Origin of the sequence: Acidovorax sp. T1, from assembly GCF_002176815.1 — a bacterium.
Classification (GTDB): domain Bacteria; phylum Pseudomonadota; class Gammaproteobacteria; order Burkholderiales; family Burkholderiaceae_C; genus Acidovorax.
The window spans coordinates 3,388,974-3,413,340 of sequence record NZ_CP021648.1 but is presented as its reverse complement, the minus strand read 5'-3'; the positions used below and the strand labels follow the sequence as shown (position 1 = coordinate 3,413,340).

18 protein-coding genes are annotated in these 24,367 nt (G+C 63.2%); all 18 read left to right on the top strand.

Translation table 11 applies throughout. The annotated features are described in order from the left end of the window. Positions 1–6: 6 nt before the first annotated feature. The 18 genes from rfbA to CCX87_RS15800 all read left to right on the top strand — a co-directional run bounded on the left by rfbA (position 7) and on the right by CCX87_RS15800 (position 24,097). A complete protein-coding gene (gene rfbA / locus CCX87_RS15885; protein ID WP_087747673.1) occupies positions 7–903 on the top strand; it encodes a glucose-1-phosphate thymidylyltransferase RfbA in 897 nt (298 codons plus the stop codon). Between the two features lie 7 nt (positions 904–910). Then, positions 911–1,453 carry a dTDP-4-dehydrorhamnose 3,5-epimerase gene (gene rfbC / locus CCX87_RS15880; RefSeq protein ID WP_087747672.1) on the top strand — a complete coding sequence of 181 codons (543 nt, stop codon included), beginning with the start codon at positions 911–913 and terminating at the stop codon, positions 1,451–1,453. A gap of 2 nt (positions 1,454–1,455) precedes the next feature. Continuing rightward, entirely contained in the window at positions 1,456–2,619 is a 1,164-nt protein-coding gene (locus CCX87_RS15875) for a DUF1972 domain-containing protein (protein ID WP_087747671.1), read from the top strand. Further along, positions 2,616–3,554: a glycosyltransferase family 2 protein gene (locus CCX87_RS15870; protein ID WP_087747670.1), complete on the top strand. Its 939-nt coding sequence runs from the start codon at positions 2,616–2,618 to the stop codon at positions 3,552–3,554. Before CCX87_RS15875 ends, CCX87_RS15870 begins: the two co-directional genes overlap by 4 nt. A gap of 76 nt (positions 3,555–3,630) precedes the next feature. Then, positions 3,631–6,666 (top strand): glycosyltransferase, encoded by a 3,036-nt coding sequence (locus CCX87_RS15865; protein ID WP_198314727.1) that lies wholly within the window; start codon positions 3,631–3,633, stop codon positions 6,664–6,666. Between the two features lie 7 nt (positions 6,667–6,673). Continuing rightward, entirely contained in the window at positions 6,674–8,077 is a 1,404-nt protein-coding gene (locus tag CCX87_RS15860) for a rhamnosyltransferase WsaF family glycosyltransferase (RefSeq protein ID WP_087747668.1), read from the top strand. Further along, positions 8,074–8,916 (top strand): ABC transporter permease, encoded by an 843-nt coding sequence (locus tag CCX87_RS15855; RefSeq protein ID WP_087747667.1) that lies wholly within the window; start codon positions 8,074–8,076, stop codon positions 8,914–8,916. Before CCX87_RS15860 ends, CCX87_RS15855 begins: the two co-directional genes overlap by 4 nt. Further along, on the top strand, positions 8,906–11,377 hold the full coding sequence (locus tag CCX87_RS21690) for an ATP-binding cassette domain-containing protein (RefSeq protein ID WP_087747666.1): 2,472 nt from the start codon (positions 8,906–8,908) through the stop codon (positions 11,375–11,377). The genes CCX87_RS15855 and CCX87_RS21690 overlap by 11 nt, the downstream gene beginning before the upstream one ends. Beyond that, the gene (locus CCX87_RS15845) at positions 11,374–12,042 is read left to right on the top strand and encodes an acetyltransferase (RefSeq protein WP_087747665.1); all 669 of its coding nucleotides are present in this window, start codon (positions 11,374–11,376) and stop codon (positions 12,040–12,042) included. The genes CCX87_RS21690 and CCX87_RS15845 overlap by 4 nt, the downstream gene beginning before the upstream one ends. A 22-nt stretch (positions 12,043–12,064) precedes the next feature. Then, positions 12,065–13,513 (top strand): DUF2142 domain-containing protein, encoded by a 1,449-nt coding sequence (locus CCX87_RS15840; protein WP_157667138.1) that lies wholly within the window; start codon positions 12,065–12,067, stop codon positions 13,511–13,513. A gap of 110 nt (positions 13,514–13,623) precedes the next feature. Further along, positions 13,624–14,883 carry an acyltransferase family protein gene (locus CCX87_RS15835; protein ID WP_143218317.1) on the top strand — a complete coding sequence of 420 codons (1,260 nt, stop codon included), beginning with the start codon at positions 13,624–13,626 and terminating at the stop codon, positions 14,881–14,883. 53 nt (positions 14,884–14,936) lie between these two features. Beyond that, on the top strand, positions 14,937–16,076 hold the full coding sequence (locus CCX87_RS15830) for a DegT/DnrJ/EryC1/StrS family aminotransferase (protein ID WP_087747662.1): 1,140 nt from the start codon (positions 14,937–14,939) through the stop codon (positions 16,074–16,076). 80 nt (positions 16,077–16,156) lie between these two features. Then, on the top strand, positions 16,157–18,118 hold the full coding sequence (locus tag CCX87_RS15825) for a TonB-dependent receptor plug domain-containing protein (protein WP_088132865.1): 1,962 nt from the start codon (positions 16,157–16,159) through the stop codon (positions 18,116–18,118). Between the two features lie 11 nt (positions 18,119–18,129). Further along, the gene (locus CCX87_RS15820; RefSeq protein ID WP_087747660.1) at positions 18,130–19,071 is read left to right on the top strand and encodes an ABC transporter substrate-binding protein; all 942 of its coding nucleotides are present in this window, start codon (positions 18,130–18,132) and stop codon (positions 19,069–19,071) included. Further along, the gene (locus tag CCX87_RS15815) at positions 19,068–21,110 is read left to right on the top strand and encodes a hybrid sensor histidine kinase/response regulator (protein WP_087747659.1); all 2,043 of its coding nucleotides are present in this window, start codon (positions 19,068–19,070) and stop codon (positions 21,108–21,110) included. Before CCX87_RS15820 ends, CCX87_RS15815 begins: the two co-directional genes overlap by 4 nt. A gap of 20 nt (positions 21,111–21,130) precedes the next feature. Further along, positions 21,131–21,823, top strand: coding sequence for a response regulator transcription factor (locus CCX87_RS15810; protein WP_158211981.1), 693 nt, complete (start codon positions 21,131–21,133; stop codon positions 21,821–21,823). A 106-nt stretch (positions 21,824–21,929) separates the two neighbouring features. Then, positions 21,930–22,967 carry a glycosyltransferase gene (locus CCX87_RS15805; RefSeq protein ID WP_087747657.1) on the top strand — a complete coding sequence of 346 codons (1,038 nt, stop codon included), beginning with the start codon at positions 21,930–21,932 and terminating at the stop codon, positions 22,965–22,967. Positions 22,968–22,984: 17 nt separating this feature from the next. Then, complete coding sequence (locus CCX87_RS15800) at positions 22,985–24,097, top strand: acyltransferase family protein (protein ID WP_087747656.1); 1,113 nt, start codon at positions 22,985–22,987, stop codon at positions 24,095–24,097. The last annotated feature ends 270 nt before the right edge of the window (positions 24,098–24,367 follow it).

Below are 24,367 nucleotides of genomic sequence, written 5' to 3'. Positions count from 1 at the left end.
CACCCCATGACCGCACCAGAAACCACCCGAAAGGGCATCATCCTCGCCGGCGGCTCCGGCACCCGCCTGCACCCGGCCACGCTGGCCATCAGCAAGCAACTGCTGCCGGTGTACGACAAGCCCATGATCTATTACCCGCTCAGCACCCTCATGCTGGCGGGCATCCGCGACATCCTCATCATCAGCACGCCGCAAGACACGCCGCGTTTCGAGCAACTGCTGGGCGACGGCAGCCAGTGGGGCATTCGCCTGCAATACGCCGTGCAGCCCAGCCCCGACGGCCTGGCGCAGGCGTTCATCATTGGCGAAGACTTCATCGGCAAACACCCCAGCGCGCTGGTGCTGGGTGACAACCTGTTCTATGGCCACGACATGCACCTGCTGCTGGCCAACGCCATGCAGCGCCAAGAGGGCGCCAGCGTGTTCGCCTACCATGTGCATGACCCTGAGCGCTATGGCGTGGCCGAGTTTGATGCCGCCGGCAAAGTGCTCTCGCTCGAAGAAAAGCCCGTGGCGCCCAAGTCCAGCTATGCCGTCACGGGGCTGTATTTTTACGACAACCAGGTGGTCGAGCTGGCCAAGGCCCTGGCACCCTCGCCGCGTGGCGAGCTGGAGATCACCGATCTCAACCGCCTGTACCTCGAGCAGGGCCGGCTCAACGTGGAAATCATGGGCCGGGGCTATGCCTGGCTCGACACCGGCACACACGACAGCCTGCTCGAAGCCGGCCAGTTCATCGCCACGCTCGAGCGCCGTCAGGGGCTCAAGATCGCTTGCCCCGAAGAGATTGCGTGGCGCCAGCGCTGGATTGACGCAGTGCAACTGGAGCGCCTGGCCAAGCCCCTGAGCAAGAACGGTTACGGGCAATACCTGCTGCGCGTCGCCGAAGAAAAAATTTACTGAGACCTGTATGCAAGCCACTCGCCTCGCCATTCCCGATGTTGTCCTGATCGAACCCAAGGTGTTCGGCGACGCGCGCGGGTTTTTTTACGAAAGCTTCAACCAGCGCGCCTTCAACGAAGCCACCGGGACCGACCACCAGTTCGTGCAGGACAACCACAGCCGCAGCAGCAAAGGCGTGTTGCGTGGCCTGCACTACCAGATCCAGCAGCCCCAGGGCAAACTGGTGCGCGTGGTGCAGGGCGCCGTGTTTGATGTGGCAGTCGACATCCGTAAAAGCTCGCCCACGTTCGGGCAGTGGGTGGGAGTGGAGTTGAGCGCCGACAACCACCGCCAGCTGTGGGTGCCGCCGGGCTTTGCGCATGGTTTCTTGGTGCTTAGCGAGAGTGCTGATTTTCTTTACAAGACCACTGACTACTACGCCCCGCAGCATGAGCGGTGTATTGCGTGGAATGATCCGACGCTGGGCATCCAGTGGCCAGATGTGGGCACTGCCCCTCAGCTGTCTGCGAAGGACTTGACCGGCAAGACGCTGGGTCAGGCTGACCTTTGAGCATGTGCAATGGCTCAACGGACCAGCAAGGATGTCGCATCGCCATTTTGGGGACACGCGGCATACCGGCGAAGTATGGTGGCTTTGAAACTTTTGCTGAGCAGTTGTCCGTGCAATTGGTGCAGCGTGGCTTTGAAGTGACTGTGTACGCCGAATCCGACCGTGGCGACGAGAAAGTCCGCGTCTGGAAGGGGGTAAGCGTTCAACCCGTTCCCGTACCACGCTGGGGGCCTGCCTCCGTCATAGGATACGACGTACGTTGCCTCTGGCATGCGCGCCGTCGCTTCGATTTGGTGTACATGCTCGGCTATGGCGCAGCTTTTGCATGTTTCCTGCCGCGCTGGTATGGCATCTCGATGTGGATCAACGTCGATGGAATCGAATGGGCGCGAAGCAAGTGGAGTTGGCTGGCGCGCAGCTATTTGCGCACCATGGAATGGGTCGCCAGCCGCACGGCCACACGCATTATTGCCGATGCCCAAGCGATCGCTGAGCGTTTTCGCCGTCAGTACCCTCGTGGGGCCACATGCAGCTATCTGGCATACGGTGCACCCGTTGTGCCAGAGCCAAGCGCTGGGTCAGAGTCTCACGCACTGATTTTGGCGACCCAGGGATTGCAACATGACAGCTACTTTCTGGTGGTGGCCCGGCTCGAACCCGAAAACCATTTGCTCGAAATTCTGCAGGGCTACCAGCTGTATCGCCAGTGGGGTGGAAATCTGCCGTTAGCCATCGTTGGCGACAATACCCGCGCCACACCCTATTGCCAGGTCCTTCGGGCCTGTAAGGTAACCGGAGTAAAGTTTTTGGGCGCCATTTACGACGCCAACACTTTGCAGGCCCTGCGCCTGGGCGCTCGGGCCTATGTGCATGGGCATTCGGTGGGCGGCACCAATCCATCGCTGCTGGAATCTCTGGGGTGCGGCAATGTTGTCATTGCCCACGACAACCCGTTCAACCGTGAAGTACTTGGCGACGATGGGGCCGACTATTTCCGTCAGCCCAATGAAATCGCCTCAGCCATGGAGGCAATTGCCCACATGCCGCAAGTCGTCTTGCACCAACGTATGCAGGCCGCCCGGGAGATCGTCACTGCGCGCTACACGTGGGAGAACATCACGAACCAGTATGAAAAACTGCTGATCAACGATGTGCGCCGCGAATGATTATGGATGTGTGTCACACGAGTTCAGACCCTACAGTCGTTGCTGTAGTAGTCACCTACCAGCCAAAACTTGCCCTTCTGGCGCAGCAACTAACTAAATTGCAACCGCAAGTGCAAGCTATAGTGCTGGTGGACAATGGTTCCAGCACCGACCTGCCTGCATGGATTCGGCACTCTGCGCACAGTGCCATACAGGTTCTGGCCTTGGGGCAAAATTTCGGCATAGCTTGTGCCCAGAACCATGGGATTGCATGGGCCAAAGAACAGGGCGCTAGCCATGTCCTGCTCATGGACCAGGACAGTCAACCGGCTTCGGACATGGTGCCCGCATTGCTCCAGGGCCTGCTGCAGCATCCCGAAGCGGGAGCCGTCGGGCCCTGGTATGCAGACCCTCGCCGCGGTACGGCTTCCTCGCCTTTTGTGCGCATCCAGGGGTTGAGGCGGCGCAGACTTCACTGCAGCGCCGCGCAAGAGGTTTTGATGGTGGACCATCTCATTGCCTCCGGGTGCCTCATCCCCGTGCATGTGCTCGACCAGGTGGGTGACATGCGCGAAGACTTTTTCATCGATTTTGTCGATGTCGAATGGTGCTTGCGCGCCCGGCATGCGGGTTATTCAGTCTACGGCGTGTGCTCGGCCCGGCTGGAGCACCAGTTGGGCGATAGCCCAGTGCATTTTTTGGGACGCGAGTACCTTTCCCATGCGCCGGAGCGGCATTATTTTCACGTCCGCAACGCCCTGCTTACCTACCGGGAACCCTGGGTACCCATGAACTGGAAACTGGTTTCTGCTTGGCGACTGCTGCTCAAGATGGGGTTCCATGTGCTGGTGACTGCGCCGCGGCGGCGGCATCTTGGGCAGATACTGAAGGGCCTGATGGACGGATTGCGTGGCCGAGCAGGACCTCGTGGTTCTAAACAAGACCCGGTTTGCTGACAAGCTCTTCACACTTCAAAATAACATGACAGATACATTCCCGATAACCGCTGGCCCCACGGATACAGCACCGCTTGTGACCGTAGTCCTTCCCGCCTACAACCACGCCAGCTATGTGGTCGAGGCCATCGAGAGTGTGCGCGCGCAAACGTTCACCCAGTGGGAGCTCATCGTCATCAATGATGGTTCAACCGACAACACCTGGGCGGTTTTGCAGGACTACATTGGCCGGTGCGGCGATGCACGGATCCAGTTGCACACACAAGCAAACGCCGGCTCGCACGCCACCCTGAACCGCGGCCTGGCAATGGCCCAAGCGCCTTACCTTGCAGTCTTGAACTCAGACGACCGCTATGCACCGCACCGCTTGCAGCGCCTGGTGGATGTCGCCCAGACCGCAGGCAGTGACGTATTCATCGTCACGGGGTTGCGTCTCATTGATGCGCACGGTGAGCCCCTGCCGACAGAACACTGGTGGAACACCATGTACAAAGATGTTCTGCAACGCTGGTACGCGTGCCCGGCAAGCGCTCAAAATCCCGCGGTCGATGTCTTGCTCTGGGGCAACTTCACTGTCTCCACTTCCAACTTCTTCATGTCCCGTGCGCTCTGGCAGAAGATGGGGAATTTCCGGCGCTTGCGCTTTGTGCCCGATTGGGACTATGCGCTGAGAGTGGCAGGCGCAAAGCCAAAAGCCTTCCATTTTCTTGCCGATGAGCCGCTTCTGGACTACCGGCTGCACGGTCGCAACACCATCCTGGGTGGAGCCCTGCATAACCATGCCGAAGCCTACTGGATACTGCGCAGCTTTCAAAAAAAATGGGCGTCTGAAGGCCAGCGCATTCCCCCGGAAGCCATCGACCGGCTGCATTACCTTGCACGCTTTATTCGCCATGAGCATGCCCGACAGCAGCTGGAGCGGCAAAAAACAGGCTGGGTGCAACAGGTAGATGCCCTGCGCGCTGCCTTGGACGAGACGCAGGCCCATGAGTCTCACCTGTCAGAACAGGTCGAGCATTGGCAGGCGCAGGCGCAGGCGCAGGCGCAGGCGCAGCAGTCCCAGGCGCAGGTCGAGCATTGGCAGGCGCAGGCGCAGCAGTCCCAGGCGCAGGTCGAGCATTGGCAGGCGCAGGCGCAGCAGTCCCAGGCGCAGGTCGAGCATTGGCAGGCGCAGGCGCAGCAGTCCCAGGCGCAGGCCGTGCATTGGCAGGCGCAGGCGCAGGCGCAGTCTTGGCAATCCGTTGCCGAACAAATCCAAGCCTCGCGTTCCTGGCGCCTCACAACCCCTCTGCGTGCTCTAGGAAGGCATGTGCGCACTTTGCGCCGCAAGCCGCAGGCCTTGGTGCGCAAGCTTGTGAGGCGCAGTAAGCTGGCTCAAACAGCCAGCGCCACATCAGCCTACGGTCAATGGTTGCAGTCCGAAGCGGTCCATCTGAAAAGCTTGCACCAGCAGGCATCTCAATGCATTGCAGACCTTCCCAGCCAACCGTTGATATCCATCATCATGCCCGTGCACGACACGCCCATCGCATTTCTGCAAGCAGCGGTCGATTCTGTGCGCGCCCAGTGGTATGAAAACTGGGAATTGTGTATTTGCAACGACGCATCGGGGCGTGCAGACACCTTGGCATACCTCCAGGCGCTGCAAAATGGCCCCGAACGGCGCATCAAGCTCGTACACCGGAGCACATCCGGGCACATCGTCCATGCCACCAATGATGCATTGGCGCTTGCGCAGGGCGAGTTCGTCGTCTTTCTGGACCATGATGATCAGCTCGCCCCCCACGCACTGCTGCGCCTGGCGCAAGCCAGCAACGCACCATCAGCTCCCGACTGCATTTACTCCGACGAAGACAAGCTCGATGAGCAGGGGCAGCGCTGCCTGCCGCTTTTCAAGCCCGACTGGTCACCGGTGCTTGAATGGTCGCAAAACTATGTCGGGCACATCATGTGCGTGCGCCGCACTTTGCTCCAGTCCATCGGGGGCTTCTTGAAGGGCAGCCAGGGCAGCCAGGACCACGACCTCGTGCTGCGCCTGGCCTTGCAGGGCGCAAGATTTGCGCACATTCCGGAGGTGCTCTACCACTGGCGCATGCATGCCGCCTCCACAGCCTCCAGCCCCGAGTCCAAACCCTACGCCCACGAGGCGGGCAAGCAGGCCGTGGCGCGCCACCTTTCGGCCCGTTACGGCGCGCAGTTTGACCGGGTAGAAGACAGTGACTACACCTTTGTGTACCAGCCCAGGTTCTTGTTGCCAGAGGGAACGCTGGCCAGCATCATCATTCCCACAAAAGACAAGGCAGAGCTGCTGCAAGCCTGCATCCAGAGCATCCACCGCCACACAGTGGGGTTGGCTTATGAAATACTGGTGCTCGACAATGGCTCAACCGAGCTTGCCACCCAGGCCTGTTTCGAGCAACTCACGCAAGATGCCCGCGTGCGCGTGCTGCCTGCGGACATGCCCTTCAACTGGTCTCGGCTCAACAACATCGGCCGCAGCCAGGCCAAGGGCCAGGTGTTGGTGTTTTTGAACAACGACACCGAAATCATCTCGCCCGACTGGCTGCTGCGTTTGGCAGAACACGCGCTTTTGCCTGACGTGGCAACCGTGGGCCCACTCCTGCTGTACCCCGACCACACCATCCAGCATGCCGGTGTCGTTGTTGGCATGGGCGGCTGGGCTGACCATGTCTTCAAGACCGAGCAGGTACAGCATTACCCCACCCCATTCATTTCCAGTGTCGTGCCGCGCAATGTGTTGGCCAACACCGGGGCCTGCATGGTCATTGCCACCGAGCGCTTTGACGTGCTGGGTGGGTTTGATGAGGCGTTTGAAATCTGTGGAAGCGATGTGGAGTTGGGTATCCGTGCGCACAAGCAGGGCCTGCTCAATGTCTATTTGCCTGCCGCCAGGCTTTATCATTTCGAGAGCAAGACACGCAGTCCCCATGTGCCTGAGGTCGATTTCCAGCAGTCTGCGCTCAAGTACGCACCCTACCGGCTTGCGGGCGACCCGTTTTTTAACCCCAATCTGGATCCACTTGCCACCAGCCCCAAGCCGAAGTTTCCCGAAACGCCGTGGCCCCGCGCACTGACGATTGGGCGGGAGTAAGCAAAAAATGGCCAATCCTCTCATCCAGGCAGCCGCCTGGGGGCTGGCGCGCCTGGCGCGCTACCAGCCCGTGCAAAACGGGCTGCGCAAACTGGCCCGCGCCTACCACCAGGAACAGGTGGTGTCCGAGGCATCTTCAGGGCACGAGATTCCAGAGGTCACCTCCTTGGTGCCGCGCATTGCACAGGCGCAGGGCGGCACTCGGCTCAACTTGCTGGTGCCCGCGGTGTCCGAGCGCCATGTCTTTGGCGGCATCGCCACCGCCTTGCAGGTTTTCGATGCGCTGCGCCCGCATTTTGACCAGGCACGCATCGTTGTTACCGACGAAGCCACCCCCGAGCCGCGGGCCGAGGCCTACTACGGCAACTGGCCCATCGTGCCCATGGCCGGCGATGCAATACCCGAAAACCACATCGTCCCCGCAGGCTCACGCTGGGCACAAACCCTGGCCGTCCATGCCCAGGACTATTTCATGGCCACCGCCTGGTGGACTGCGCACAACGCGCTGGCACTGCTCGATTGGCAACAGGCCCAATACCCTGAAACAATCCAGCGGCGCATGCTCTACCTTATCCAGGACTATGAGCCCGGCTTTTACCCATGGTCGTCACGCTACCTTCTGGCCCAGGCCACTTATGCGCAGCCCGAAAGAATCCTTGCCATCATCAATTCCCACTGGCTGGCCGACTACCTCACTGCGCAAGGCCATCATTTCTCCAGCAGCAAAGTGCTGCAGCCCCAGCTCAATCCCGCGCTCGCCGCTGTGCGTGCACGCTGCGAAACCTTTCACAAAGAGCGCATATTGCTCGCGTATGGTCGCCCTGGCACCGACCGCAACGCCTTCAGTCTGCTCGTTGCCGCCCTGCGCCTGTGGGCGCACCAATACCCGCAGGCCAGTCAGTGGCGCATTCTCGCGGCGGGTGAAGACTTTGCGCCCATTGACCTGGGCAATGGCTGCCAACTGCACAGCGTGGGCAAACTCGGCATCGAGGCTTATGCCGACCTGCTGTGCCGCACCGCTGTCGGCTTTTCCCTGATGGTTTCCCCGCACCCCAGCTACCCGCCGCTTGAAATGGCCGCATTCGGCGCCAGGGTGGTCACCAATCGCTTTGCCAACAAAGACCTCTCCAGGGTGTCGCCCTCGCTGGTGGTGGCTCAGCCTCCCAATCCAGAAGGGTTTGCCAAAGCCTTGCTGGCCCTTACCCGAGACTTCGACGAAGCCCCTCAGACCATGTCCGTGGTGCCGGCTTCAGGCATCGCCTGGAACGATCCATTCCTCGACAACGCCGGGGCCGGATTTGCATGGGTCGCAGAAGTCGCGGCAGAGCTGCTCGGTGATGCGCCGCTTTCTCCTGCGACGCAAGCCATACCCGATTCCAACCCTGTAAAAACAAAGATACTTGCCTCGTGAACCCTCTTGCCCGCAGTGCGGCGCCTTTGGCGTCGGCCTCTCCCCTCAACCTGCTGCGCACGGTCTTGCGGCACCGATTCCTGCTGCGACAGTTGGTGCAGCGTGACGTTGCCAGCCGCTACCGTGGCTCCCTGGCCGGACTGGTCTGGTCCCTCTTGCTGCCCTGCGTCATGCTGGCGGTGTACTTGTTTGTTTTCGGCTACGTATTCACCCCGGTCCGTCGGGTGGGGCAAGAGGGCGTGAACGCTGCGTTTGCCCTGTCATTGTTCGCCGGCATGCTGCTGCATGGCCTGGTGGGCGAATGCCTGTCGCGCGCTCCAGCGGCCGTACTGGCCCAACCCAGCTACGTGAAGAAGGTGGTGTTTCCCATCGAACTCTTGCCCCTGGCCGTGGTGGGCACGGCCCTGGTGCAATTCCTCATAGGCTCAGCCGTACTGCTGCTGGCGCTTCAGTTCACGCAGGGTCTGCCGGTCACCGCCTGGCTGTGGCCACTGGCCTGGCTGCCTCTGTTGGCATTTGCTGCGGGGGTTTCATTCATGCTGGCAGCACTCACGGTGTACCTGCGCGACCTGGCCCAACTCACAGGCTTCGTGGCCACCCTGCTGCTGTTTCTTTCACCTGTTTTTTATCCCCTGGAGAGTGCGCCGGCAGGCTGGCAGCAATGGCTGTTGTTCAACCCGCTCACCGTGCCCATCGAGGTGACACGCAACCTGTTGATCAAGGGCACGGGCATCCCACTGGCACTCTGGGGTTGGCACGCCGTCGCCAGCCTGGCCGCACTCTGGGCCGGCGGGTGGATATTTCAGCGTGCACGCAAGGGATTTGCCGATGTCATCTGAAGCGCAATCCACCGACTGGGCCATCCGTGCCCAGGGCCTGGGCAAAATCTATCGCCTGTACGACAAGCCCCACCACCGCCTGCTGCAATCATTGTGGCGCGGGCGCAAAAACTACTATCGCGAGTTTGCCGCCTTGCACGACGTCTCCTTCGAGCTGGCGCGCGGACAAACCCTGGGCATCATTGGCCGCAACGGCGCAGGCAAGTCCACCCTGCTGCAAATCATCTGTGGCACCCTGAACCCCAGTGCGGGAAGCGTCGAGGTGCGGGGGCGTATTGCAGCGCTGCTCGAACTGGGCACCGGCTTCAATCCCGACTTTACGGGCCGCGAGAACATCACCGTCAACGCCGCCATCCTGGGCCTGAGCCAGCGCGAAATTGCCGAGCGGCTGGACGACATCATCGCCTTTGCCGACATCGGTCCTTTTATCGATCAACCCGTCAAGACCTACTCCAGCGGCATGTATGTGCGGCTGGCCTTTGCCGTGGTGGTGCATGTCAACCCAGACATCCTCATCGTCGACGAAGCGCTCGCCGTGGGCGATGCCTTGTTCCAGGCCAAGTGCATGACCCGCATGCGCCGCATGCTGGACGACGGCCTCACCCTGCTGTTCATCAGCCACGACATCGCCGCCGTCAAGGCCCTGTGCCAGCGCGCCCTCTGGCTGGACCATGGCCAGGTGCGCGCCATAGGGCCCACCCCCGAGGTCACGCGCGACTACGACCACGACTGGATCCGCCAGGCCAACGCCGCCCAGGCCCTGGAGCCGGCGGTGTTGCCACAGGTCCAGGAAGAGCAGGGCAGTGACGCACTCCTTGAGTCAGCTGTGGGCACGGGCGTAGGCACCGGCACGGTCGCCCTGCTGGCCGCAGGCTGGGGCGCTGGCAGCATGTTCGGCACGCAAGCACGCGCCCAATACGGCGACACCCTGCACCTGCGCCTGCGCCTGCAAGTGCGCCAACCCTGCCGTGATCTCGTGGTGTCCTACCACATCAAGAACCGCCAAAACCAGCACGTTCTGGGCGGCCACAGTGCCGACCGGCCCGAAATCCATTCCCGCGCATGGCAAGCGGGCGAAGTTTTCGAGCTCGCCTTTGACATCCCGGTGCACCAGCACCATGGTGACTACGCCCTCACTGTGCTGGCCGCCAGCATTGCCGATGTCGAGCACTACACCGATGCCACTTTCCACCTCTGGGCTGACGACATCGCCACCTTGCATGTCATGCCCCGTGCGCGCTTTCCCCTCAGCGACATGGTCGAGCCGCCGCAGGGGCTGGGCGTCACCACGCAAGCACCCTGGTTGGTGCTCGACGATTTTTTCCCCAACCTGCTCACCGGCTTCAGGGTGGCCGAATACAACGCCCACCTCAAGGCCTTCCCGCAGCTGTCGGTGCTGTCCACCCTGGGCAACTTTGCTGCAGAGCACACCCGCTACGCCCAGCGCTATCCGGCGCTGGCCAGCCGGGTGCGCCCCTACGCGCCCAGCTGGCTGGCCGGGGCAGGGCTGGCCTATCTGAACTTCCTCAACAACGCACACCAGTTCCTACCCGCCCTGCAGCAGCACCAGATCCCCTTTGTGCTAACCCTCTACCCGGGCGGCGGCTTCGGCCTGGACGAACCTGAAAGCGACGCCAAACTGGCCGCCGTGCTGGCCAGCCCCTTGCTGCAAGCCATCATCGTCACCCAGCCTGTCACGCAAGACTACCTGCAGCGCTTCACTGCCCAGCGGGGTCTCGCGCTGCCTCCACTGCACCGCATCGACGGCGTGGTGGTCAACCCGCTGTATTTTGATGCCGATGGTTCCGCTCGCGCCCCTGCCTTCGGCCAGGGCAAGACCACACTCGACATCTGCTTCGTGGCCGAGTGTTACATGCCCCTGGGCGCCAACAAAGGCTACCCCGAATTCATCGCCGCCGCCCTGGCCCTGGCCGACTGCCCCGAGCTGCGCTGGCACATCGTCGGCGGCGGCTTCACTGCGCAAGGCATCGACGTCAGCGCTCTTGAGAACCGTATCCATTTCCATGGCCGCCTTGAAACCACGGCCCTGCGCCAGTTCTATGCAGGCATGGACCTCATCGTCTCGCCCAATCAGCCGTTCTTGTTGCACCCAGGCAACTTTGACGGCTTCCCCACCGGCGGCTGCGTCGAAGCCGCCCTGTGCGGCGTTGCGGTCATGGCCACAGACACCCTGCAGCAAAACCCTGGCTATATCGATGGCACATCCATGCTGCTGCTCGACACCAAGGCACCCGCCCCATTGGCGGTGCAAATCGAAACTTCCATTCGCCGCCTGCATGCGGAGCCCGCCATGCTGGCCAGCATCGGCAGCGCCGGGCAAGCCTTCACGCGCCAGCTCTACGCCCCCGAGCGGCAGATCGGCCAGCGCCAGCACATCCTGCGCGCGGTGGCAACCCGCCTTGGCCTGCCGGTCACCCTGGCGGAGCATCCTGCGCCATGACACCCCTTCTCATCTTTGGCGCCAGTGGCCACGCGCGTGAAGTGGCGCAAGTGGTTCACGACATCAACCAGGCGCGGCCAGGCAGCTGGCAGTTGCTCGGCTTCATGGCCGACCCCCAGGCCCTGGCCCTGCACCCCAAGCCCCTGCCAGCGCCGCTGCTGGGCAACAGCGAGCAGGCGCTGGCCGCCCACCCGGATGCGCACTGCATCATTGCCGTAGGCAATTCCCAGGCCCGCCGCAGCATCGCAGCCCGGTTGCTGCAGCAGCACCCGGGGCTGCGCTTTGCCACCCTGGTGCACCCCTGCGCCTGGGTTGCAACAGGGGCCAGCGTAGGGCAGGGCAGCGTGGTGTTTGCCGGCGCCCTCATCAATGTCGAGACCGCCCTGGGTGCCCACAACAGCGTCAACCTCGCTTGCACCATCAGCCACGACTGCCATCTGGGCGACTACGTGAGCCTGGGGCCAGGGGTGCACATGGCCGGGGCGGTCACGCTGGGCGAGGCGGTGGATGTCGGCACCGGGGCCTGCTTTCGCCCCCGTGTCAGTGTGGGCGCCAATGCAGTCATCGGTGCCGGGGCTGCTGTGGTGTGCGATCTTCCGGGCAACAGTACGGCCGTGGGGGTGCCTGCGCGACCCTGGTCGGGCCCCACCGAAAGAGGCCAATAGCGATGAGATGCTTGCAATGCATATGACGATTCACGCCACCGAATCCGCCCGGCCTGGATCCGAAAAACCTGTCGCCAACAGCGCACACGCCAACCGACATCCAGGCCCCTGGGCGATTCTGGCAATGGTCCTTGCCGTGTGTGTCGGCATGGTGATGTGCGTCGTGCAGCCGGCACTGAACGCACCAGACGAGGACTACCACTGGCAACGGGCCGTGCAAGTTTCGCATGGCCAATGGTTTGCGGACAGGTATGGACGGCAAGACTACGGCGGCAATATAGACCTCGCTGCACTGGAATTCGCCCGTTGGGCAAATGCGCACTTCCAGAACGCATCCGCGTTCAGCCTCAGCCAGGCAAGGCAAGTCTCGGCAGCGCTTGAAAACAGCCAGGGCATGGTCAAGGCATCGTTTCCAAGCAGCGCCACCTTTTCACCGCTCGTGTACCTGCCCCAGGCCACGGGCATTGCTGCCGCGCGCCAATGGGGGGGCGGAGTCTTTGAGCAAATGATCGCCGGCCGAATGGCCAACCTGTTGGTGTATCTCGCGCTCATGGCCTCAGCGGTTTGGGTGGCTCCCGGCGGGCGGAGCCTATTGGTGCTGCTTGCGCTGACGGCTCCCGCGCTGCATCTGGCAGCGTCAGTCAGCGCCGACCCGCTCAATTTCGCCTTGCCGGCCTTGCTCTTCGCCTGGTGCCTGAGGCTGCGCCTGGATACAACGACAAGCCTGTCACGCCGCGGATGCCTGGGTTTGGGGCTGATGCTGATAGCCTTGTCTTTGCTCAAACCGATTTATTTGCTGCTGGGAGCAATGGCACTGCTCGTGCCTGAGCGGCATTTTGGTGGCCGCCGCAGGCGAAACGTTTTTTTGATAGCGACAATGGCTGTAGGGCTGGCGCTTACGCTGGCCTGGAATGCCGCCTATCCATTCATGCCGGGGCGTTATTGGGGAACGGGAGCCGTCCCGAAGACGGTCTTGCTGAACATTTTTCAGGCTCCCGTTACCAGCTTGGCATACTTTGTTCACAGCCTGACCCATCAACTACCCATTATGTGGCTGGACGGATGGGGCCGGATGGGCGGCTATCCGCCGCCCTTCATGACCCTTGCGTCAACGGCGCTTTCCTGGGCCGGATTGGCGACGATGCTGGCAATAGCCACCGTGGACGGGCATCAGCCCCGCGATTTGCGCGCCTCTGCGTTCATGGCGGCACTTGCCGCGCTGTTCACGTCCCTCATATTTCTGGCCTTCTGGCTGACCTTTTCGCCGCCAGGCTCGGCAGTCATTCAGGGCGTGCAAGGCCGCTACTTCCAGCTTGCTTTTTTGCTGATCGGATGGGCTTTGGTTTATGCGACACCCTTCGGAAACGCCCTTCGGCAGATTCGTTCTCCATTGCTGCTTCTGGGCCTCACATTGCAGATGGCGTCGTTGCTGCAAGGGGTTGAGAAATTTCGTTTTTACTGGGCCAATTGAGCCCCTTGTTGTCCATCAGAGGGTTATGCAGGTCATCCTTAACCGCCCATCGATGGGTGTCCCAGCGCATCGCATCCCGGCGTGCAGCAGCATGGCTCGGTAACACCCCCGTGGCAAAAACCGCCCCAAGTGGATATCCAGCCCCGCGTCTGGAGGCGCTCACCGGCGCCCGCTTTTTTGCCGCTGCTGCAGTGTTGCTCATGCACTTCGCCGTGGTGGATGCGCTCGGCGCGCGCGACGACAGCTGGCACGGGCAATGGCTTTCGTTTTGGGTCACCACCGGCGGCGCCGGTGTGGGCTTTTTCTTTTTGCTCAGTGGCTTCGTGTTGGCGCACACCTATGCCCGCGCCTTCGCTTCTGAAAGCTGCCCTCGTCACGCAACAGGTCTCCGGCGCAACGCCCATATTCATTTTTGGCAGGCCCGGGCAAACCGCATCTATCCCACCTACCTTGCCGCACTGCTGCTCACCACAGGCAGCGCGCTGTGGCTGGGGCACCTGGGGCTGACCCCATGGGCCGAATGCCGGCTGGACTCCTGTGGCCTCCCTTGGCTTCTTTCGCTAGTGCCCTTGCAAGCCTGGTTTCCCGACGTCCACATCCAGCAGCTCTGGAATGCACCCGGCTGGAGCATCGCTGCAGAAGCTTTTTTTTACCTCCTGTTCCCCTTCCTTGTCACACCGGTGCTGGCCTGTGTGCGGCGCTGGGGCTGGGGTGTCGTTGCCGCTTTATGGCTGGCACAAAACACAGCGTTTGCTGCCCTGAGTGCTCTGGTCGCCAGCGCAAGCGACCCCGCCACACAAGCCGGGCTGGCATTGTGGTTGGAGCGCTTGCCCCTGCTGCGCCTGCCTGAATTTTTGCTCGGCGTTGCGGCATGGGGGCTTTGGCGCCCAACATCATCCGCAGCCCCAGGACCGCCGGACAGCAACCCCGCGCTGTCCTCGGCCTGGGTTTTCTGGGGCCTATTGATTGCTCTCGGCGCCCTGTGGTTTCTGCCCGTGCCCGCCACCCCCGGCTGGCTGCACACGCTCGCCAGCGCCAAGGCTTACTCCCTGGCAGCGCCGCTATTTGCCTTGCTCGTTCTTCACCTGGCGCACGCCAGCGCAGGCAGTGGGCCATCACATCTGGCCGCACGCATTCTCGGTTCGCGGCCACTGGTGCTGCTGGGTGAGGCCAGCTATGCCCTCTACATCCTGCACTGGGCAGTCTTGCAAAGCCTCTTTGCCGTGTACCGGTCGGCGGGCGGCGCTCCTCCTGTCTGGGCCGGTTATGCCGCGCTCATCGGTGCCCTGGTGTTGTCCCTGCTGGTGCACCAGTTTTTCGAGCTTCCCCTGCGCCGCAGGTTGGCCGCACGCCAAATGGCCAGCCGCTGAGCGCCCCGTATCATTGCAGCGCACAACGCTGCGCCATTCACACTTGTACCTCCGTGATTTCACCGCCCTCTGCCTTCCCCCAGCCCATCTACGTTACCCGGCCCCTGCTGCCGCCGTTGGGCGAGTACACAGAACTGCTGCAAGACGTATGGGCCAGCGGCTGGCTCGCCAATGGCGGCGCCCAACACCGGGCCCTCGAAGCAGAGCTTGCCCAGTGGCTGCAGGTGCCCCACCTCAGCCTGTTCAACAACGGCACCATCGCGCTCGTCGTGGCCTGCCAGGCGCTGCGCCTCACGGGTGAAGTCATCACCACACCCTTCACCTTTCCAGCCACGCCGCATGTGCTCAGCTGGAACAAGGTCACCCCGGTATTTGCCGACATTGACCCGGAAACACTCTGCATCGACCCCGCCAGCGTAGAGCCCCTGGTGACCCGCCACACCACCGGCATCCTGGGCGTGCACGTCTACGGCGTGCCCTGCAACGTGGACGCCCTGGGCGCCATAGCCCACCGCCACGGCCTGCGCGTGGTGTACGACGGAGCCCATGCCTTTGGCACGCAAATCAACGGCCGCCCCATCGGAACCTATGGCGACGCCACCATGTTCAGCTTCCACGCCACCAAACTGTTCCACACCGCCGAGGGCGGGGCGCTGGCCGTCAACGACCCCGAACTCAAGCAGCACATCGACCTGCTCAAGAACTTCGGCATCAAGAATGAAGACGAAATTGTCCTGCCCGGTATCAACGGCAAGATGAGCGAGTTGCAAGCCGCCCTGGGTCGCGTGGTGTTGCGCCACGTGGCGGCTGAACGCCTACTCCGCGCCGCCATTCGCCAGGTGTATGAGCAGCGCCTTGCGGGCATCACCGGCCTGCGCCTGCACGCCATGCCTGGCGCCGTCACCGACAGCCTGCAATACCTCGTGCTGCGCGTCAACGCCGAGCAGGCCGGCTGCAACCGCGACACCCTGCACGAACGCCTCAAGCGCTACAACATCATCACGCGCAAATACTTCCACCCCCTGTGCAGCGACTACGACTGCTACCGCCACCTGCCCAGCGCCAGCCCGCAGCACCTGCCCAACGCCTACCGCGTGGCCTCAGAGGTGCTGGTGCTGCCGCTTTACGGCGCGCTCACGCCAGACGACGTGCACCGCATCTGCGATGCCATTCACTACAGCCTTCGCGCATGAAGCTGGCTTACAGTGTTGCGTGAGCAAGGTTTCATTTCAATATTTTCCGGATTCCTGGACCCATCGTGAAGCATTTCCGCATGTTGCGCCGCAGCCAGCCCCCATGGGGGATGTGCCTGATTTTGAGTATCGGCGTCACCATGGCAGCCCGGGCGCAAAGCACAGGTTACGAGCTGTCGGAGCGCGACTTCCTCAGCGAAATACCGCATGTCTATTCAGCTTCGCGACTGCCCCAGCAACTCGAAGACGCTGCCGGTGCCCTCACCGTGCTCGACCGCGAATTCATCCGCCTGACCGGCGCGCGCGATCTGACCGAAGTATTCCGCTGGGTGCCTGGCTTTCAGGTAGCCACCTCGGCAGGGGGGCGACCGGTCGTGGCCTACCACGGGCTCTCGGGGCAGATATCGCAGCGCATGCAGGTTTATGTGGACGGGCGCTCGGTGTATGCCCCTTATCTGTTTGGCGGCATTGACTGGAGTGCGCTGAGCGTACCCCTTGACGAAATCGAACACATCGAAATACAGCGCGGCTCCAACTCCGTCACCTACGGAGCCAACGCATTTCTGGGTGTCATCCACATCGTCACGCGCAGCGCCGCGCAAAGCGTGGGCGTGCGGGCAGAGGTCGTGCAGGGCAGCGCTGGCGTGGCCGACAGGCACATCCGTTGGGGCCATGCGCAGCCTGCCGCACAGTGGCGAATTGCCGCCGGCCAGCGCTCGGACGACGGTCTGTCAGGGCGTCCCGACAGCTACCGCACCGACTACCTGGACCTGCGTGCGGAATTCCAGCCCTCCAGTTCCCAGGAATGGTCCATCACCTCCGGCATCACCCGCGGCCACCTGGGTACCGGCTTCGAAGCGCGTGCGGGCGACCCCGAGCGCACCGAAGTCGCCGAGTCCGCATCGTTTCAGGCCCGCTACCGCCAGACGGTTGATCCGGGGCAAGAGTGGAGCCTGACCCTGTCCTCCACCCATGACAGCGGAGACGACAGTTTCGAAATCCCCCTGCTCGACAGCGACCCTCTGCGCATCGACGGGCGCAGGCAAGCCAACCGCTACGCGCTCGACTACCAGCATTTCAAAGACTTCTCATCGCAATGGCGTGCCTCCTGGGGGCTGGGCTACCGGCAGGAAAGGGTCACCTCGTCGCAGCTGTTCAACACCAGCAGCCCTCAAACCAACACGTCATCGTCGGCCTTTCTCAACGCAGAATGGAAACCCTCCGCGCACTGGACCCTGAACCTGGGCAGCCTCATTGAGCGCGACAGTTATGCCCCAGCGCAATGGGCGCCCCGGCTGGCCATCAACTGGAAACCGACGAGCCAGCACACCCTCAAGCTGGGCTACTCATCAGCCTTTCGCACCCCCAGTCTTTTTGAACAACGCGCTGATTGGCGCATCGTCAGCGAAGGCAAAACGCTGGACATCCGCTACCTCTCCAGCGGAGGACTCTTGCCCGAGAAGGTGAACGTCTGGGATCTGGTTTACCTGGGCCAATGGCACGAGCAGGGCCTCACGCTGGATGCCAGACTGTTCCAGGAAAAACTCTCGCGCATCATCACCGGCCGTCTGGTTCTGCTGCCATCGGTCGCCACCGACATTCCGAACGCCACGGCCTATGACCTGCGCAACAACGCCTCGGCAACCAACCGAGGCATTGAATACCAGCTGAGCTGGCGCCCCGCCCGCGGCACCATCGTCAGTTGGAACCAATACTTCGCCCGGCCCCAGGCCTCGCCCGATGTCATCGCAGAGACCATCGCGCGGCGCAGCACGGGCTTGCTGGTCTCGCATGCCTGGTCCAACGGGTGGTCCACGGGGCTCTCCTACTCCAGTGTGAGCCCCGTGCGCTGGCTGGGCGAAACCACGCAGGCAGGCTCGCAACGATTTGCCTCCCTGCGCGTTGCGCGCTCCTTTCGCTTCAATGACTCCAGCATGAACGTCGCCGTCCGATGGCGCCAGCCCCTGGGGCAATCCGATGAATTCCGCGAGCTGCAACGCGAGCTGCGCAAAGTGTGGGTTTCCGTGAGCGTGGAATACTGAGGCGCACGAATGTGACCCGCACCATCGTCACCACCATGCTCAGGTATGCCATGGGCACCGCAGGGGTGCTTTTATGCCTTTGCGCGCAGGCAAACACCCTGGGCATCGTCACCAGCGGCCAAGGTGCGGCCTACGAAGAGTTCGTCGAAGCCGTGCGCACCGAACTCAAATCCGTGCCGGGCCTCAAAATCCAGCTGCTCGCACCCGGCGCCGAAGGTGCAGCCGCGCGCCTGCCCGACGACACCTTCATGGTGCTGGCCGTCGGGGTGCAGGCCACACGCACAACCCTTGCCGCCCAGGCCGAAAGCCGTTGGCCCCTGCTGAGCGTCATGGTGCCCCGCACCTCCTTTGATGCATTGAGTCCGGTCCCGCGCAACGCGCGCCGCATCTCCGCCATCTACATCGACCAGCCGCCGCAGCGCCAGCTGGAGCTGATACGAATATTGCTGCCAACCGCCCGCAAGATCGCCCTGGTAGTGGGGCCCACCAACCAGCGCGACCTCGACGCCCTGCGCACGCTGGCCACCACGAAAGGCGTGACCATGGTCACGGAAAAAGCGGCCCGCGATACCGAGCTGTACCCGGCGCTCCAGTCCGTCCTGAACACCTCAGACGTGCTGCTGGCGCTGCCAGACCCCTACGTCATCAACGTCTCCACGGCACAAAACCTGCTTCTCACCGCCTTGCGGTCACGGGTTCCGGTCATCGGTTACTCGGCCGCCTATGTGCGCGCCGGTGCCTTGGCCGCCGCCTACAGCACGCCGCGCCACATTGGGCTGGAAGCCGCCCAGGTGGCGCGGCAAGTGTTGCGCGGCAGCACCATGCCTGGGCCACGCTATCCGCGCGACTTCAGCATCGCCATCAACCGCGCGCTGGCAGAAAGCCTGGGCCTCAACCTGCCCGAAGAGGCCGCCGTGCAGCAGCGCCTGCAAACACTGGAAGCCAGCGAATGACGCCCGGCCCCATCGCTGCACGGCTGCTGCGCCCGCTGGCCTGGCGCCACATGGATTTGCGTGTGCGCCTGATGTGGTTGGCCATGCTGCCGGTGCTGGTCTTTGCCATGGTGTGGGGCGTCTACGTGATTCGCCAGCGCGACGCCGACCTGGCGGCACAGCTGCAGCAACGCGCCCAACTGCTGGCGCGGCAACTGGCGGTAGCGGCAGACTACGGAATATTCTCCTTCAACCAGTCGGCGCTGGACAACATCGCCCAAGGGGTGTTGCGTGAATCGTCGGTGATCTCTGCCACCATCATCGGCGCCGACGGGCGGGTGCTGGCAACCCGCCACGCGCAAGAGCAGGGCGGTGCAATCCCCCCGGGCACGCTGCAGTCCATGCTGGACGCCTCCCGGCGCAACGGTGGTGGCGGGGTCAGTAAACACAATGTAAATTGGGTGGCCCACCTGGAGCCGGTGCGCACCCCCTTGCTCGCCGTCGAAGATCTTCCCGAAGGGGCGTCCCCGCAGCGCAGCGGCACCCTGCAAGGCCATGCCATTGTGCAGGTCAGCACACGCAGCATCCAGACCGAACTCCTCGAGTTTGGGCTGCGGGTCATGGTGCTGCTGGCGGGGGTGCTGCTCAGCGGCTGGATCATGGCGCGCCGCATCAGCAACAGCATCGACCAGCGCATCCAGGCCGTGGTCCAGGCGGCACAAAAAATTGGCGCGGGCCACATCGGCATCCGGCTGCCTTCCAGCTCCATCCCCTCATTTGCACGCCTGTCGCAAGACATCAACAGCATGGCCGGGCAACTCGAACAATCCCGCCAGCGGCTGGAGCAGCGCGTGCAAGAAGCCACCCAGGCACTGCGCGAGCAGCGCGATGCCGCCCAGCAGGCCAACCGCGACAAAACCCGGTTTCTGGCGGCCGCCAGCCATGACCTGCGCCAGCCCATGCACGCACTGAGCATGCTGCTCGCAGCCCTGAAAGAAGAAACCCGACCTGAAGAGCGCGCCACGCTGCTCGAGCGCATCGACGCCAGCAGCCAGGCCATGAGCGCCTTGCTCGATGCCCTGCTCGACATCTCGCGGCTCGACGCTGCAAGCGTGCACTTTCAGCTGAACCCGGTCGAACTGCAGCCCCTGCTGACGCGACTGCGCGAAACCTACGAAAGCCAGGCCGAGCGCCGGGGCATTGCGCTCGTCATCCATACCTCGCGGGCCTGGGTGCGCAGCGACCCCATGCTGCTCGAGCGCATTGTGGGCAACTTCCTCTCCAACGCCTTGCGCTACACCCCACAAGGGGGCTGCGTGCTGCTGGCCGTGCGCCAGCGCGGCGCAAACTGCGTCATCCAGGTCCGCGACAACGGCCCCGGCATCGCGCCACAAGACCAGGCCTGCGTCTTTCATGAGTTTGTGCAATTGCACAACCCCCAAAGAGACCGCAGCCAGGGGCTCGGCCTCGGGCTGGCCATCGTCCGCAGACTCTCCCAGCTGCTCGACCACCCAGTGGGTGTGCGCTCCTGCACCGGGCGCGGGGCCACCTTTCATGTCCAGCTGCCCCTGTGTGCCGAGGGTGCGCCCCCCTTCGTGCCAGCCGCCGAGCCCCCGCTGCATGGCGCATCCATGCAGGCATCGCCAGGGCTGCAGGGCTGCCGCATCCTTTTGGTGGAAGACGACGCCCTGGTGCGCGACAGCTACGCGCGCCTGCTCCAGCTGTGGGGGTGCGATGCCCGCGTCCATGCCAACGCCGACGCGGTATTCGCCTCACTGGGCCAAGGCGGCTGGCGCCCCCACCTGGTCATCACCGACCACCGCCTTGGCGGCGCGCCCAATGGTCGCCAGCTGATCGACGCACTGCGCCAGCACTGGGGCGCCGAACTGCCCGCCGCCATCATGACCGGCGACACCGAAGACGCCGACCTGCGGCAAGCGCGCACCGACACCTTGCGCGTGCTCTACAAACCCCTCCGGCCCGCAGAACTGCGCCAGGTGCTGGTGCAACTGTGGCACGCAGGTGGCAGCGTGCACCCGGCGACGGCTCCAGCCCCTTGAGAGCCTGTAACATCTCACCCGTGAAAATCCTCATTGTTGACGACCATGGCCTGGTGCGGGAGGGCCTTCAAGCCATCCTCAGCCGATCCGAGCTTTTTGCCCAATGCGTCGAGGCATGGGATGCCGCGACACTCTGGAGCCAGCTGCAGCAGCATGCCGACATCGACCTGGTGCTCATGGACATCCAGCTGCCCGAAACCAGTGGCCTGAGTTTGCTGGCAGACATCACGCAAAGGTTCCCCCGCCTTCCCGTGATCATGCTGTCTGCAGACCACGATGCCGGCATCGTTCAGCACTCGCTTGAGCAGGGCGCGCGCGGCTTCCTGCCCAAGTCATCGCTCAACCAGGTGCTGGTTTCGGCCATACGGCTCGTGGCCGCGGGTGGCGTCTACGTGCCGCCCGAAGCCCTGCAAAAACCGGCCATCCGTTCCGCGCCCCCCGCCCCCCTTGCACACCCCGAGCCGCTAGCCGTGGCCAACGTCGCATCCCTGGGGTTCACCGCACGGCAATCCGAAGTGCTGGGGCTGCTCCTGCAAGGCATGTCCAACAAGCAAATCTGCCGAGCACTCGACCTGGCGGAACCCACAGTCAAAATCCACGTCCGCGGCATCCTGCGCACACTGGGTGTCAGCAGCCGTGCCGAAGTGATCGCCAAATTCAGCACGCTCAACATGCCACCCCCCATGTCCCGGCACGCAGCCGCGGGCGGTTAAGTGATTGATCCGGTCCCTTGATGTATCAAAACCGTTCAGGCTGATACTGCCGAAGGGCGCAGGGTGAACAGCATCCAGTCCTTGCAACAAACCGTGCCGCATCCCTATGCAAATATTCTCCAAAATATTGCGGCGCACCACTGGCGCGCCCCAGGTCAGCGTGGTGGTGGCCAGCTACAACCATGCCCCCTTTGTTCAAGACTGCCTGCGCAGCGCTTTAAGCCAAGGCATTGACGGGCTGGAAATCATCGTCACCGACGACGGCTCCACCGACGCCACGGCCGAGCAGGTCGCCGCCCTGGCCCACCCCCGCATCCACCTGCACCGCTTTGCACAAAACCGTGGCGCCTGCGCGGCCATGAACGACGCCATCCGCCGCTCGCGGGGGCGCTACATCGCCGTGCTCAACTCCGACGACCTGTTCCTGCCCGGCAAGCTCCAGCGCCAGCTCCAGTATTTGCAGCAAAACCCCCAGGTGGGCGCCGTCTTTGGCTGGCCCGCCTTCATCAACGAACAAGGCCAGCCCTTTGACGACCCGGCCCACAAAGACCATGCCGTCTTCCACCAGCCCAACCGCAGCCGCCACCAGTGGTTGCGCCATTTTTTCGACCAGGGCAACGCCCTGTGCCACCCCACGGCCCTGATTCGGCGCGAGGTCTATCAAACCGCCGGCCTCTACGACCCCCGCCTGGCCCAGGTGCCCGACCTCGACCAGTGGATCCGCGTCTGCATGCGCTACGACATCCATGTGCTGCCCGAGCCACTCACCGCCTTTCGCATCCGCAGCCACCAGCAAAACGCCAGTGCCGCCCGGCCCGAAGTGGTGCGCCGTGACGCCTGGGAGCGCGCCTGCATCCTGCGCCACTACCTGCAATTGCCGCCCGCACAGCTGCTGCAAATCTTCCCCGAGTTTGCCGGCCAACCTGCCAGCCTGGCCGAACAGCTGGCCCGCCACGCCCTGGGCCTGGGCACGCCGTTTCACCAGCGCTTTGCGCTCGATGCGTGGTTTCAGGCGCTGCCCCCGGGCGGCCACCTCGACCACACCGACCCGGCTGCGCAACAGCTGGCCGACCGCGACCCCACCGCCTGGCAGCGCTACATTGCCGCCAGCGGTGCCACCGACCCGCACCGCATCCACACCTGAACACCGGCCCCCGTTCCATGCAAACCACCCAGCACACCTACCTCAGCCGCCTGGACCACCTGCGCTTTTTTGCCGCAGCGCTGGTCGTGCTGTTCCACTACTTTCACACCCAGCTGGGCGATCTGCGTTCGGGCAACCCCCTGGTCTCGCTGGTGGACGAAGGCCACACCGGCATCGCCCTGTTCATGGTCATCAGCGGCTTCATTTTTACAGTGATTGCAGGCGACAGGCACATCCACTACGGCGGCTTCATCAAAAACCGCGTGCTGCGCATCTATCCGTTGTTCATCTTTGCCGTCTTTCTGCAGCTGTTCATCAGCACCTACAACGACCACCGCAACTACGGTTTTTTGCAGCTGCTTGGCTGGCTCATGCCGTTTCGCTCAGAAACCGTTCCCCTGTCGCCCTACTTTGTTCAGCTATGGACCATCTGGGTTGAGTTCCAGTTCTACCTGATCTTCCCCTTCTTGCTCGCCTTCAGCCGGCGCCACGGCAGCCGCTACCTCTGGGCCTGGCTGGGCCTGTTGGTGCTGGTGCGCGCCCTGGTGTTTGCCGCCAGCGGCAGCGTGCGCTTTGTGGCCTACGAAACCATCTTCGGCCGGCTCGACCAATTCATCATCGGCATGCTGCTGGCGCGCCTGTGGCAAGCGCGCGCCACCCAGGCGGGCGGGGCAGTGGCCCCCAGCCTGCCGCCCCTGTGGCTGGCGCTGGCCGGCCTGGCCGTGCTGCTGGGGCTGCATGCCTTCAGCCGCAAGGTGGGGTTTTCAGAGCTGGCCAGCCCCTTGTGGATCATCTGGCCCGCGCTGGAAGCCGCCCTGTGGGCCGGCTTTGTCTGGGCCTATTTGTGCACGCGCTGGCCGGGCCCGCAGGCACTGCGCCAGAGGGCCGACCGCGCGCTGGCCGCCCTGGGGGCCGTCAGCTTTTCCACCTATGTGCTGCACAACCTGGTCATTGCAGCCTACAAAGCCCACCTGCCACCGCTGGCCACCGGCGCCGGCCCCGTGGCAGACGCCCTGGCCACCGGCGCCCTGCTGCTGCCGGTGGTGCTGGCACTGGCCGCCATCACCTACCACCTTATAGAACGCCCCTTCCTGGCCCTGCGCGGCAGCTACCTCCGGCAAGCCGCGTAATCATCCCCCGGCGCAGCCGCAGCGGCTGCGCCACGCGGCACGCGCTTAAGCAAGGCAAGCACAAGGCCAGGTGTCGAAATGCAATAGCTATGTTGTTGGCGTGCAACGGGGTGGGATTAATCCTTTGGGATTGTTTTGTTAAAGTTCATATAGGATTTGCTGCTCTAACTGATTGATTTATAAGGAAAAAAAACAAATCAAGAACGGGCTTAAACGCCCGAGGTGGTAGTCCCTCAGTTAAGCCATTCCAAACGGTAGTGTTGCTAAATT

Bases quoted from the DNA above. Each gene is read 5' to 3' on its own strand.
- rfbA (WP_087747673.1), top strand. From the start codon at position 7: ATGACCGCACCAGAAACCACCCGAAAGGGCATCATCCTCGCCGGCGGC.
- rfbC (WP_087747672.1), top strand. From the start codon at position 911: ATGCAAGCCACTCGCCTCGCCATTCCCGATGTTGTCCTGATCGAACCC.
- CCX87_RS15875 (WP_087747671.1), top strand. From the start codon at position 1,456: ATGTGCAATGGCTCAACGGACCAGCAAGGATGTCGCATCGCCATTTTG.
- CCX87_RS15870 (WP_087747670.1), top strand. From the start codon at position 2,616: ATGATTATGGATGTGTGTCACACGAGTTCAGACCCTACAGTCGTTGCT.
- CCX87_RS15860 (WP_087747668.1), top strand. From the start codon at position 6,674: ATGGCCAATCCTCTCATCCAGGCAGCCGCCTGGGGGCTGGCGCGCCTG.
- CCX87_RS21690 (WP_087747666.1), top strand. From the start codon at position 8,906: ATGTCATCTGAAGCGCAATCCACCGACTGGGCCATCCGTGCCCAGGGC.
- CCX87_RS15845 (WP_087747665.1), top strand. From the start codon at position 11,374: ATGACACCCCTTCTCATCTTTGGCGCCAGTGGCCACGCGCGTGAAGTG.
- CCX87_RS15840 (WP_157667138.1), top strand. From the start codon at position 12,065: ATGACGATTCACGCCACCGAATCCGCCCGGCCTGGATCCGAAAAACCT.
- CCX87_RS15825 (WP_088132865.1), top strand. From the start codon at position 16,157: ATGTTGCGCCGCAGCCAGCCCCCATGGGGGATGTGCCTGATTTTGAGT.
- CCX87_RS15815 (WP_087747659.1), top strand. From the start codon at position 19,068: ATGACGCCCGGCCCCATCGCTGCACGGCTGCTGCGCCCGCTGGCCTGG.
- CCX87_RS15805 (WP_087747657.1), top strand. From the start codon at position 21,930: ATGCAAATATTCTCCAAAATATTGCGGCGCACCACTGGCGCGCCCCAG.
- CCX87_RS15800 (WP_087747656.1), top strand. From the start codon at position 22,985: ATGCAAACCACCCAGCACACCTACCTCAGCCGCCTGGACCACCTGCGC.